Source organism: Lutibacter sp., from assembly GCF_013041805.1.
Classification (GTDB): Bacteria; Bacteroidota; Bacteroidia; order Flavobacteriales; family Flavobacteriaceae; genus Lutibacter.
The window spans coordinates 16,963-29,321 of sequence record NZ_JABDRI010000097.1; the positions used below are offsets into that span (position 1 = coordinate 16,963).

Below are 12,359 nucleotides of genomic sequence, written 5' to 3' on the forward strand. Positions count from 1 at the left end.
GATTTACTGCAACCTAATCAATCTTTTTATGAGAATTCATTTATTCAAAGCACTGCTACTCGTTTCACTTATTACTATTTTATTTAGCTGTTCTAAAACTTCATCAGAAGAAAAAGAAAAAAACACCTATGTGAAAGATCATTATACAAAAACGGAAACGTATATCACCATGCGTGACAGTGTAAAATTGTTTACCACCATTTATGCTCCAAAAGACACCAGTAAAAAATACCCAATTTTATTGCAACGCACACCATACAGTGTTAGACCTTATGGCGCTGATACTTACCGCAGAACTATTGGTCCAAATAAACATTTAATGGAAGAAGGGAACATTATTGTATACCAAGATGTTCGTGGACGTTGGATGAGCGAAGGAACGTATGACAATATGCGAGCTTATATTCCCAACAAAAAAACCAATAAAGATATTGATGAAAGTTCTGATACCTTTGATACTATTGATTGGTTGGTAAAAAACGTAGAAAACAACAATGGAAATGTTGGAACTTGGGGAATTTCGTACCCAGGATTTTATAGCACCTATTCTACAATTGACGCACATCCAGCATTAAAAGCAGCTTCGCCACAAGCTTGTATAGCCGATTTCTTTTTTGATGATTTTCACCATAACGGTGCCTATTTACTTAGTTATTTTAGAGCAACCTCTTTATTTGGAACTCAAAAAAATGAACCTTCAGATACTGCTTGGTATAAAATACCTGATTTAAAAACACAAGATCAATATCAGTTTTTTTTAGATGCGGGTCCTTTACAAAATTTGAATTCCTATTTTCAATATGAAAAACTAGATAACCCTGCCTTAGAATTAGGAGCTGAAACCAATGATTTCTTTTGGGAAGAATTAAAAGAACATCCGAACTACGATGAAGTTTGGCAGTCAAAAGGCCTAATTCAGCATTTAAAGAATGTAAAGTCACATGTTGCTACGATGATTGTTGGAGGTGAATTTGATGCCGAAGATTTATATGGCCCGTTAGAAACCTACAAAACCATTGAAAAATATAACAAAGACAATTATAACACCATCGTTTTTGGACCTTGGAGTCACGGACAATGGGCAAGAACGAATCCTAAAAATAGCGTTGGTAATTATTATTTTGGAGATTCAATCTCATTGTTTTTTCAAGAAAAAATTGAAACGAAGTTTTTTAATCATTTCTTAAAAGGAGCTGGTGATAAAAATTCTGGTTTACCTGAAGCGTATGTATATGATACTGGGAAAAAAGAATGGAATACTTATGATACGTGGCCACCAAAAGATACGGAAAAACAACATTTTTATTTGTCTAAAAATCAACAATTAACAACTTCAAAAGGAAACGATGTTGGTATTCAATTTGTGAGTGATATTAAAAAACCTGTTCCTTACTCTGAAGATATTAAAACCGTTTTTACGCCTCGAAAATATATGACAGATGACCAACGTTTTGCCGCTAGAAGAAGTGACGTTTTAGTATTTGAAACCAATGTATTAGAAAATGATTTTACTTTAGCTGGTGATATTTTAGCAAAGCTACAAGTTGCCACCACAGGAACTGATGCCGATTGGATAGTAAAAGTAATTGATGTACATCCTTCAGATGTTGAAGAAAATAATAAAGATATGCAAGACCACTTAAAAATGAGTAATTACCACTTAATGGTTCGAAGTGAAGTTATGCGTGGTAAATTTAGAAATAGCTTTACATATCCAGAGCCTTTTACACCAAACAAAAAAACACCTGTAACTATTAAATTACAAGATGTTCATCATACTTTTAAAAAAGGTCATAAATTGCAAATACAGGTGCAAAGTACGTGGTTTCCTTTAATAGATTTGAATCCACAAACCTATGTTGAGAATAATTTTAAAGCCTCCAAAGAAGATTTTAAAACCCAAACGCATACGGTTTTCACCTCATCAAGTATTGAATTTTCAACATTGAAATAAAAAAAGGGTAACTTTAATTGCTACCCTTTTTAATGTTTAACCTATTGAACCTATTAACTAATTAATTTCTTGATCTACTTTAATATTTGTAGTAACATATAATTCTGGTGCATCAACTAAATGACGTTTAACTAAACATTGATCCACTACTTTTTTAATAGCTCCCTTATATTTCTCAGGAAATTGACTAGGTAAATCAAGTTGAATTTCAACTGATTTTACCATTCCTGCAGATTGGTCATAATCCATTTTTTGATTGATAACCACATCATTAAAAGGAATACCTCTTTGCGCTAAAAAAGAACGAACATAAACCGCCGAACACATACCAATTGATGCTAAAAATAGTAGAAATGGTGACTCTTTCATGGTAATTTCTTTTCCATTTAAAAAAGGAACCGTATTTCCTTGCTCATCAAAAATTGTTTGTAATATCATACCTATAAAACTAAATTTTAGACGGCAAAAGTAGCGATTAACTTAAATCTGTTAAGTATCTAATATTACACAACTTAGACTTCATCTACTAAAAACAAATCACTGGCAATACCATCAGCCAAAAACTTGCCCTTTTTAGTAGTAATTAAGGTGTTATTTGAAAAAGAATGGTGTTGAATTTTCAACAACCCTTTATCAATAAAAGGTTGAACATTTGTTTTTAATTGCTCCAAGTAAAGAGCGCCAAACTCTTTTTCAATTGTATCAAATGAAACTCCCCAAACAGTTCGTAAACCAGTCATTATATACTCGTTAAACCGATTATTTACCGTAAGAATTTCAAATTGAGATGGCAATTTATTTTCTTGAATTTCTTTTAAGTATTTCGCATTATTTGAAACATTCCAAGATCTTTTCACTCCATTAAACGAATGTGCAGAGGGTCCAATTCCTATATATTTTTCTCCCAACCAATAGGATTTGTTGTGTTTAGAAAAATAGCCTGGCTTTCCAAAGTTTGAAATTTCATAATGCACAAATCCTTGCTTTTCGCATTGCTCAACCAATATATTAAAATGTTCTAATGCCAATTTTTCATCTATTGGAGGTACTTTGCCCTGCTTAATAAAACTATGTAAGGCTGTTTTCTCTTCAACCGTTAACGCGTAACTTGATATATGTGGCACCCCAAATGCAAATGCTTGCTCTAAGTTAGCTAACCACTTTTCACAACTCATATTTGGAACTCCATAAATTAAATCAATGGTAATATTATCAAAGTATTTTAAAGCCTTGGATAAACATTTTTTAGATTCCGAAGCCGTATGCGCCCGATTCATAAATTTTAAATCATCATCAAAAAACGATTGAATACCAATACTTAATCTGTTGATTGGTGATGAGGCGAGCTCCTTAATTTTTTTAGTTGATAGATCATCTGGATTGGCTTCCAACGTAATTTCAGCATTTTCAACAACCGTATAATGAGCAGTAATAGTTTGAATCAATACTGTTATTTCTTCATTTGACAATATCGAAGGAGTTCCTCCTCCAAAATAAATAGTTTCAATGCTTTCTCCCTTATTTTCATCTTTTCTCAACACTAATTCTTCTATAAGTGCATTGATCATTTCAGTCTTTCTTTTTAATAAAGTTGAAAAATGAAAATCACAATAGTAACATGCTTGTTTACAAAATGGTATATGCAAATATATTCCTGACACAGTTGAAAATTATTTAGTGCTAAATGTACGTTAATAAAAAAAAATAGCAAAAAGTGATTTTTGTTACCTTTTTACTGCCAACTGTATTGTATTTTTGATAAAAACAATAAAACATGTACACACATATAGTCTCATTTAAAGTTAAAGATGGTGAAGAAGTTTCATTTGTAGAATTACAAAAATTTGAAGAATTAACAGAAGCTAAGCCAGCAGGTCTTGATCATTTTCATATTTTTAAGGATAGAAACAAAGAAAATCATTTTTTCTTAGTTGAGTATTGGAGTTCGAAAGACGATAAAGATAAAATGGAGGCTTCAAAAGAGCATCAACTTTTTCACGAGCACCGTAAATTAATTATTGAACAAAAATATGAAACGTATGAATGTGATATTGTAATTTAATTACTTTTTCACTCTTTTACTATTTTGTTTAACAAAAGCTCCCCAGCCTGAATAATTTTTTCCCGAGGTTATTTTTCCGCTATTATAAAAGTGGCAAACTGCTGCTGCCAAACCATCGGTTGAATCAAGGTTTTTAGGCAACGTTTTTAGTTTTAACAAGCTCTGCAACATTTTTGCTACCTGCTCTTTACTTGCATTACCATTTCCAGTAATTGCCATTTTAATTTTTTTTGGTGAATATTCAGTAATTGGCACTTGACGCGATAAACCGGCCGCCATGGCAACTCCCTGAGCTCTTCCTAATTTTAACATAGACTGAACATTTTTACCAAAAAAAGGTGCCTCAATAGCAATTTCATCAGGGTGATAGGTTTCAATTAAATGTATGGTACGTTCAAAAATTAGTTTAAGTTTCACATAATGATCGTCGTACTTTTTTAGTGATAATTCATTTAACTGAATTAACTCCATTTTTTTATTGACAATTTTAATCAATCCAAAACCCATAATAGTGGTTCCTGGATCAATTCCTAATATGATTTTTTCTGAACTCAATTAGTTGTTTATTTGTAAAATCAAATGTACAATATCTTGCTCAAATATAAGCGCATCGTTTTTTTACTAATAAAATTAGTAATTATAGGTTGTGCATTTTATTTTATTCATCAAAAACTTATAAGCAACGAGCTTTTATCTTTTCAAGATTTACAACAACAATTATCCATATTATTTTCAAAAAATGGCTGGTACTTGTTGCTATTGCTGCTATTTACAGATGCGAATTGGCTTTTAGAAATATATAAATGGCAGTTGTTGGCAACAGTTGAACAAAAAACTACATATTATGAAGCTTATGAGCAAAGTTTAGCATCACTTACCACATCTATAATTACACCAAACAGAATTGGAGAATATGCGGTAAAAGCATTGTATTTTAAAAAGAATTCTAGAAAAAAAATAGTAGCCTTAAACTTTATTGGGAACTTAAGTCAGCTTACCGCTACCAGTGTATTTGGGCTTATAGGATTCATTTTTATATTTCTCAATTTTGACATTCATTTCCCATCTATAAATATTCAAAAAATGTTTATAGCAATTGCTATAGTGAGCTTACTATATTATGCTGTTAAACTAACAGGAATCTCAAAAATTATAACAATTCAGTTTAAAAAAGCTATTGCATACTTAGAAGAAGTATCATTTAAATTTTACATTAAAATACTAGTGATATCATCTGTTCGGTATCTTATCTTTTCTCATCAGTTTTACTTTTTACTTCGATTATTTGAAATTGAAACAAATTATTTTACACTCATAAATTTAATTTTTTGTAGTTATTTTATAGCATCAATACTTCCAAGTTTAGCAATTTTTGATTGGGCTTTAAAAGGTTCAATTGCCGTTTTTATGTTTAACTTTATTGAATTAAATGTGTTAACAATAATTACTGTGACAACAATTATGTGGTTATTAAATGTTGCAATTCCAGCACTATTAGGCAGTATTTTTGTATTGAATTTTAATTTTCCTAAAAACGAATGAGTTACATCATCATTTTAATAGCAGCTTGTTACTTTTTAGTAATTATAGCATTCATTATCGGTTTTGATGCTGTAAAAATCACTAAGAATGAAGCTATTGCTCCTAAACACTCCTTTTCTATTGTTATTCCGTTTAGGAATGAAGCCGCAAATTTAGGTCAATTATTAAATTCCATTTCACTACTTAAATATCCAAGTCATTTGTTTGAAGTTATATTGGTAAATGACGAATCAGACGACGATTATTCTTTAATTATCGAAAATTTTAAACACCAATTTTCATCTCTAAATATCATATTGTTAAACACTATAAGAACTTCAAATTCTCCTAAAAAAGATGCTATTAATTTAGCCATTAAAAAATCAAAGTATGATTGGGTTGTAACGACTGATGCCGATTGTTGCGCACCGAATAATTGGCTAACCCTTTTCAATCAAACTATTATAAATAAAGAACCTGTTTTTATTAGTGGCCCAGTTAAATTTCATACTAAAAAGCAATTTTTATTTCATTTTCAAAATTTAAACTTTCTAAGTTTAATTGGAAGTACTATTGGTAGTTTTGGTATTCAGAAACCAATTATGTGCAATGGCGCCAATTTATGTTATAAAAAAACTGCCTTTTTAAAAGTGAATGGTTTTGAAGGAAATACTGAAATTGCAAGTGGTGATGATCTTTTTCTACTACAAAAAATGACTGCTAAATTTCCAAGTAAAATAAGTTATATAAAATCTAATGAAGCCATTGTTAGTACCAATTCAGAAAGCAGCTGGAAGTTATTTTTGAATCAACAAATTAGGTGGGCTGCTAAATCTACTGCATATAAAAGTATATTTTCAAAAATTGTTGGACTTGTTGTTTTTGCATTAAATTTTATGTTGGTCCTACTTATTCTTTCTGCACTATTTTATAGTTTCTATTGGAACTATTTACTCATTATTTATAGTGTAAAACTTCTAATTGATTTTATACTAATTTATAAAACTGCCACTTTTTTAAAAAATAAAAACTCATTATCCTATTACAGTATAACAAGTTTTATCTATCCATTTTTTATAGTTTTTACAGGCATATTATCCCTATTCAAAAACTACGAATGGAAAGGTAGATCATTTAATAAATAGTCTATTCTTTAACTTCAAGAAAGCTGGTAATTAATCCTTCGGCATTCATCCATAAGTACAAAATGATTACTAATAACAAAACCAATACTAATCCTCGTTTAAAATTAGGCTTTTTTCGTTTTTTAAATCGCTGTTGAGTCATTTTTTTATCTATTTATTTTGTTGCTCTTAACATTTCACGTTTTCCGGGAGGCCCTGGCAAACGTTCTACAATAAAACCAACCGATTGCATTGCTCTTCTTACACTTCCTTTTGCACTGTAGGTCACTAAAACCCCTTTTTCTTTTAACGCGTCATACATAATTTTAAAAATAGCTTCTGTCCATAATTCAGGTTGAACGCGAGCTCCAAATGCATCAAAGTATATTAAATTAAAATAATTTACATCTTGAATCTCATTAAAAAATTGATGACGCTTTGTTAAGTGAAATAGTGCTGAAACTTCACTTTTAACATCCCAACTTTGAGAATGCATTGCATCAAAAACTGATGAAAATTTAGTAGCTTTTAATGCTGTTACATAATTTAATTGATCAATTTCATTCTTCGAAACAGGATATGCTTCAACACCCACATAATCAATTTCCAAATCCAATTTTTGAGCTTCTAAAAAAGTAATAAAACTATTTAATCCCGTACCAAAACCAATTTCTAAAATTGAAATTTCTTGGTTAGAAAAAAGTGATAACCCATTTTTAATAAATACATGTTTCGCTTCTTGGATAGCGCCATGTTTAGAATGGTACTGTTCATTCCAATCAGGTAAATGAATTGTAGATGAACCATCGTTTGTAATAATTATTTTTCTTTCCAAATTATAAGCTGTTACCTTAAATTACACTACAAAACTAGTAACATATTGAATTTCAGATAAATTAAATCAAAAATTTAATGAGTGATTTTTACAAGAATATAAAACAAATTACCCTTAAACTATGAATAATGCAATGTTACTTTGTTCCAATTATCTTTATCAATATGAATACTCAAATATATTAAAAATAAGGCATGAGCCTTACTTAAAATTAAAATATAATACTAAAAAAAAATACCTAATTTTGTTAAAACTTAATATTGATAAATTATGGCTCTAGAAATTGAAAAAATTGCAAAATCAAAAATTGCAGATGTTGACTTTAACAATTTAAAATTTGGTCAGATATTTACAGACCATATGTTTGAATGCGATTTTGAAAATGGAGAATGGCAAACTCCAAAAATAAGACCTTATCAACCTCTTTTATTTGATCCTTCTGCAAAAGTGTTTCATTATGGCCAAGCGGTTTTTGAAGGAATGAAAGCCTACAAAGATGATAAAGATGATCTTTGGTTATTTAGACCTGATGAAAATCAAAAACGTATCAATATATCTGCTGAAAGGTTAGATATGCCAGCTTTCCCAAAAGACTATTTTTTTGAAGGTTTAACCACTTTATTAAAGATGGATAAAGATTGGGTAAAAACAGGTGAAGATAGTGCTCTTTATATAAGACCTTTTATAATTGCAACAGAAAATTGTGTTTCTGCCTCTTCTTCAAATAAATATAAATTTATGATTATTTGCTCTCCAGTACAAGCTTATTATTCTGGAGAAGTTAAAGTAGTTTTTGCTGATAAATACAGTAGATCTGCCAATGGAGGTGTTGGATTTGCAAAAGCCGCAGGGAACTATGCTGGCTCATTTTACCCAACTAAACTAGCAAATCAAGATGGTTTTCAACAAGTAGTTTGGACAGATGCAAGCACCCACGAATTTTTAGAAGAAGCGGGTGTGATGAATGTGTTTTTTAGAGTGAACGATACCTTACTTACCGCTCCAACAAGTGAACGAATTTTAGATGGTGTTACTCGTAAAAGTATTATACAATTCGCTGAAGATAAAGGTATAAAAGTAGACGTTAGACCTGTTAGAGTTTCTGAAATTGTAGAAGCTGCAAGAAAAGGTGAACTACTAGAAATGTTTGGAGCAGGAACCGCAGCCGTTATAAGTCCTATAAATGCATTTTCTAATAAAGGTGAGGTTTTTGATTTACCAAAAATAGAAAATAGTTATGCTTCATTAATAAAAAAAGGAATTACAGATATTCAAAAAAATAAAGCTGAAGATAAATTTGGCTGGAGAGTAAAAGTTCAATAAATCGTAATACGCAAATTATATCGTTTACGTATATCAATACATTTACTTATATTGCATAGGTTAAAACAATCGGATAAAAATCCGATTGTTTGGCATATTATTTGGTTTTAAAATACAAACTACCGCTTATGACTACACTAGGAATTGCTAAAAAAAATCTTCAAGAAAAAGGATTTTTAGATATAGAACCACCTAAAAGCATTGACTACGTAAAAGAGATTAAAAAATTACGAAAAAAAAAGAATGCTATTATCTTAGCGCATTATTATCAAGAGGATGCTATACAAGATATTGCAGATTTCGTTGGAGATAGTTTAGCTTTAGCTCAAAAAGCTGCTGAAACCAATGCTGATATCATTGTTTTTGCTGGCGTACATTTTATGGCCGAAACTGCTAAAATCCTAAACCCAACAAAAAAAGTGGTTCTACCAGATTTAAAAGCAGGTTGTTCATTAGCAGATTCTTGTCCTCCTGCTGATTTTGCCGCTTTTAAGAAAGAACACCCAAATCATTTGGTTGTTTCTTATGTGAACACTTCCGCTGAAATCAAGGCCTTAACAGATATTGTTTGTACCTCCTCAAATGCAGAAAAAATTATCAACTCAATTCCTTCAGAGCAACCTATTATTTTTGCTCCAGATAGAAATTTAGGAGCTTGGCTAATTAAAAAAACTGGGAGAGATATGGTACTTTGGGATGGTGCTTGTATGGTACACGAAGCTTTTTCAATTGAAAAAATATTGAATTTATATGCTGAAAACCCTGACGCTGAAATTATTGCACATCCTGAGTCTGAAGCTCATTTACTAAAAGTTGCTAAATATGTTGGCTCAACTTCTGGGTTGTTAAATTATGTTCAAGAAAGTAAAGCCTCCAAATTTATTGTAGCTACTGAAGTTGGTATTTTACATAAAATGCGACAATTAGTACCAAATAAAATTTTAATTCCGGCTCCAGTAGATGATGACAACTGTAACTGCAGTGAATGTTTTTACATGAAAATGAATACCATGAAAAAATTATACCTGTGCTTAAAACATGAATTGCCTGAAGTTAATGTCGATGCCGAATTAAGCAGAAAAGCGTTAGTTTCAATTGAACGAATGTTAGAATTATCAAAATAACAGACTCCACTTAATGAACGCTGAAAAAAAAATATATACAACCGATTTTTTAGTAATTGGTTCAGGAATTGCCGGCTTATCATTTGCTTTAAAAACAGCGAATCATTTTAAAGACGCTTCCATAACTATCATTACTAAAAACGAAAAAAACGAATGCAATACCAAATATGCACAAGGCGGAATTTCAACTGTATGGGATACAACCGTTGATTCATTTGAGCAACATATTGAAGATACTTTAATTGCTGGAGACGGACTTTGTGATAAAGAAATTGTAAAAATGGTTGTTGAAGCCGCACCTAATCGCTTACAAGAGCTTATAAATTGGGGAACAAATTTTGACAAAACTCAAAATGGAAATTACTCACTAGGAAGAGAAGGTGGTCATTCTCAAGATCGGATTTTACATCATAAAGATATTACTGGCGCTGAAATTGAAAGAGCACTTATAGAACAAGTTGAAAAGACTAAAAACATTACGTTTCTAACGTATCATTACGCCATTGATTTAATTACCGAGCATCAAGTAACTAAAAAACAAATAACTCGAAAAGAAAAAACTACCTGTTTTGGAGCTTATGTTTTAGACCAACAAAAAAATAGTGTAAAAACATTTGTGGCAAAAGTAACTATGTTAGCTAGTGGCGGCAACGGGCAAGTATATAGTACAACAACAAATCCGGTTATAGCAACCGGTGATGGAATTGCCATGGCGTATAGAGCAAAAGCTGAAATTTCAGATGTTGAATTTATTCAATTTCACCCAACAGCATTATATAATCCAGGTGAGTACCCTGCTTTTTTAATTTCAGAAGCTGTACGTGGTGAAGGTGCGATTTTAAGAGATTTTGAAGGCAACCGATTTATGCATAATTATGATAAACGTGAAGAATTAGCATCTCGTGATATTGTTGCAAGAGCCATTGATAATGAGCTAAAAAAAAGTGGTGCACCTCATGTGTATTTAGATTGTACTCACATTAATTTTGGAGCTTTTAAAAAACATTTCCCAAATATTACTGAAAAATGTTTGAGTCTTGGAATAGATGTGAAAAAAGATTTTATCCCTGTGTCACCTGCTCAGCATTATATTTGCGGCGGTGTTAACATAAATAAAAAAGCGAAAACATCTATAAAAAATTTATATGCCAGTGGTGAAGTAACCAAATCTGGTTTACACGGTGCAAACAGACTTGCCTCGAATTCTCTTTTAGAAGGAATTGTTTTTTCACACAATGCATTTGATAACTTATGTAAACGTTTTCATAAAATTAAAATGCCTAACAATGTTCCTGAATGGAATGATAGTGGTGTTGTAAAAAATATGGAAAACATATTAATTACACATGACCGTAACGAGGTAAAAACAATTATGAGTAATTATGTTGGTATTGTAAGATCCAATGAACGATTACTGCGCGCGGAAAAAAGATTACTAAACTTATACGAGGATAATAAACGTTTATATGACCATTCAGAACTTTCTGTAGATTTATGTGAATTACGAAATTTAATCACAACTGCGTATTTAATTACACAGTTCTCAAAAAACAGAAAAGAAAACAAAGGTGGATTCTATAACGCTGATTTAATAAAAAAGGAGCTTTAAAAGCTCCTTTTTTATTTGAATTAAGATATTAAATCTACCAGATTTTAACTCTATCTTCTGGTTTTAAATACATCTCATCTCCATCAACAATATTAAATGCTGTATAAAATGCATCTACATTTTGCAACGGCATATATGCTCTAAACATGCCTGGAGAATGCGGATCTGTTTTAATTAAATTTTTCATCGCATCGTCTCTCATTTTAGTTCTCCAAATAGTTCCCCAAGACATATAAAAACGTTGTTCAGCAGTAAAGCCATCAATATCGTCTGGTCTTCCATTTTCCTCATAGAATATTTGTAAACCATCGTATGCAGCATTTATTCCACCTAAATCACCAATATTTTCTCCTAAAGTAAACTCTCCATTTAAATTCACACCTTCCAAAGCTTCAACGGCACTAAATTGATCTATTAATTTTTTTCCTAAAACAGCGAATTTCTCTGAATCTTCATCTGTCCACCAGTTTTTTAAATTTCCATCTGCATCAAATCTCGCTCCTTGATCATCAAAACAATGTGATATTTCGTGACCAATTACTGCTCCAATTCCACCATAATTTACTGCTTCATCCGCTTGATAGTTATAAAAAGGTGGTTGCAAAATTGCTGCTGGAAAAACAATTTCATTGTTCACCGGGTTAAAATATGCATTAACAATTTGTGGAGCCATACCCCATTCTGATCTATCAACTGGTTTCCCTAGTTTTTCCATATCCTTTTCAAAATTCCATTTAGAAATGTTTACTGAATTTTGAAAATACGATCCACCGTCTTTTACACCTTTCACATCTAATGCAGAATAAT

Annotated in this window: 12 protein-coding genes; 7 read left to right on the plus strand and 5 right to left on the minus strand. The window is 31.1% G+C overall.

What is annotated here, in order from left to right:
• Positions 1-28 precede the first annotated feature (28 nt).
• Positions 29-1,954, plus strand: a complete 1,926-nt coding sequence (locus HKP59_RS11720) for a CocE/NonD family hydrolase (protein WP_291807123.1) — start codon at positions 29-31, stop codon at positions 1,952-1,954.
• A 57-nt stretch (positions 1,955-2,011) separates the two neighbouring features.
• On the opposite strand, the gene HKP59_RS11725 is transcribed toward HKP59_RS11720, so the two are convergent.
• Positions 2,012-2,392 carry an OsmC family protein gene (locus HKP59_RS11725; protein WP_291807125.1) on the minus strand — a complete coding sequence of 127 codons (381 nt, stop codon included), beginning with the start codon at positions 2,390-2,392 and terminating at the stop codon, positions 2,012-2,014.
• A gap of 74 nt (positions 2,393-2,466) precedes the next feature.
• The gene (gene hemW, locus HKP59_RS11730; protein ID WP_291807128.1) at positions 2,467-3,615 is read right to left on the minus strand and encodes a radical SAM family heme chaperone HemW; all 1,149 of its coding nucleotides are present in this window, start codon (positions 3,613-3,615) and stop codon (positions 2,467-2,469) included.
• Between the two features lie 113 nt (positions 3,616-3,728).
• Here hemW and HKP59_RS11735 point away from each other — a divergent pair, with 113 nt between their 5' ends.
• Positions 3,729-4,016 carry an antibiotic biosynthesis monooxygenase gene (locus HKP59_RS11735; RefSeq protein ID WP_291807131.1) on the plus strand — a complete coding sequence of 96 codons (288 nt, stop codon included), beginning with the start codon at positions 3,729-3,731 and terminating at the stop codon, positions 4,014-4,016.
• Here HKP59_RS11735 and ruvC read toward each other — a convergent pair whose 3' ends face one another.
• Positions 4,017-4,571: a crossover junction endodeoxyribonuclease RuvC gene (ruvC, locus tag HKP59_RS11740; RefSeq protein WP_291807134.1), complete on the minus strand. Its 555-nt coding sequence runs from the start codon at positions 4,569-4,571 to the stop codon at positions 4,017-4,019. It abuts the gene before it with no gap.
• A gap of 36 nt (positions 4,572-4,607) precedes the next feature.
• Here ruvC and HKP59_RS11745 point away from each other — a divergent pair, with 36 nt between their 5' ends.
• Together HKP59_RS11745 and HKP59_RS11750 are read left to right on the plus strand one after the other, a co-directional pair.
• Positions 4,608-5,558 carry a lysylphosphatidylglycerol synthase domain-containing protein gene (locus tag HKP59_RS11745; RefSeq protein ID WP_291807136.1) on the plus strand — a complete coding sequence of 317 codons (951 nt, stop codon included), beginning with the start codon at positions 4,608-4,610 and terminating at the stop codon, positions 5,556-5,558.
• Positions 5,555-6,682 carry a glycosyltransferase gene (locus HKP59_RS11750; protein WP_291807138.1) on the plus strand — a complete coding sequence of 376 codons (1,128 nt, stop codon included), beginning with the start codon at positions 5,555-5,557 and terminating at the stop codon, positions 6,680-6,682. The genes HKP59_RS11745 and HKP59_RS11750 overlap by 4 nt, the downstream gene beginning before the upstream one ends.
• A gap of 154 nt (positions 6,683-6,836) precedes the next feature.
• On the opposite strand, the gene mnmD is transcribed toward HKP59_RS11750, so the two are convergent.
• Positions 6,837-7,496: a tRNA (5-methylaminomethyl-2-thiouridine)(34)-methyltransferase MnmD gene (gene mnmD, locus HKP59_RS11755; protein ID WP_291807140.1), complete on the minus strand. Its 660-nt coding sequence runs from the start codon at positions 7,494-7,496 to the stop codon at positions 6,837-6,839.
• Positions 7,497-7,766: 270 nt separating this feature from the next.
• Between mnmD and HKP59_RS11760 the strand changes: the two genes are divergently transcribed.
• The 3 genes from HKP59_RS11760 to nadB all read left to right on the plus strand — a co-directional run bounded on the left by HKP59_RS11760 (position 7,767) and on the right by nadB (position 11,552).
• Positions 7,767-8,819, plus strand: coding sequence for a branched-chain amino acid aminotransferase (locus HKP59_RS11760; RefSeq protein WP_291807142.1), 1,053 nt, complete (start codon positions 7,767-7,769; stop codon positions 8,817-8,819).
• Between the two features lie 128 nt (positions 8,820-8,947).
• Complete coding sequence (gene nadA / locus HKP59_RS11765) at positions 8,948-9,943, plus strand: quinolinate synthase NadA (RefSeq protein WP_291807145.1); 996 nt, start codon at positions 8,948-8,950, stop codon at positions 9,941-9,943.
• 13 nt (positions 9,944-9,956) lie between these two features.
• Positions 9,957-11,552 carry an L-aspartate oxidase gene (nadB, locus tag HKP59_RS11770; RefSeq protein ID WP_291807147.1) on the plus strand — a complete coding sequence of 532 codons (1,596 nt, stop codon included), beginning with the start codon at positions 9,957-9,959 and terminating at the stop codon, positions 11,550-11,552.
• A 34-nt stretch (positions 11,553-11,586) separates the two neighbouring features.
• Here the strand turns inward: nadB and HKP59_RS11775 are convergent.
• On the minus strand, positions 11,587-12,359 hold a 773-nt coding region (locus HKP59_RS11775; protein ID WP_291807150.1), incomplete at its 5' end, for a M13-type metalloendopeptidase.

Bases quoted from the DNA above. Each gene is read 5' to 3' on its own strand.
- HKP59_RS11720 (WP_291807123.1), top strand. From the start codon at position 29: ATGAGAATTCATTTATTCAAAGCACTGCTACTCGTTTCACTTATTACT.
- HKP59_RS11725 (WP_291807125.1), bottom strand. From the start codon at position 2,392: ATGATATTACAAACAATTTTTGATGAGCAAGGAAATACGGTTCCTTTT.
- HKP59_RS11735 (WP_291807131.1), top strand. From the start codon at position 3,729: ATGTACACACATATAGTCTCATTTAAAGTTAAAGATGGTGAAGAAGTT.
- HKP59_RS11750 (WP_291807138.1), top strand. From the start codon at position 5,555: ATGAGTTACATCATCATTTTAATAGCAGCTTGTTACTTTTTAGTAATT.
- HKP59_RS11760 (WP_291807142.1), top strand. From the start codon at position 7,767: ATGGCTCTAGAAATTGAAAAAATTGCAAAATCAAAAATTGCAGATGTT.
- nadA (WP_291807145.1), top strand. From the start codon at position 8,948: ATGACTACACTAGGAATTGCTAAAAAAAATCTTCAAGAAAAAGGATTT.
- nadB (WP_291807147.1), top strand. From the start codon at position 9,957: ATGAACGCTGAAAAAAAAATATATACAACCGATTTTTTAGTAATTGGT.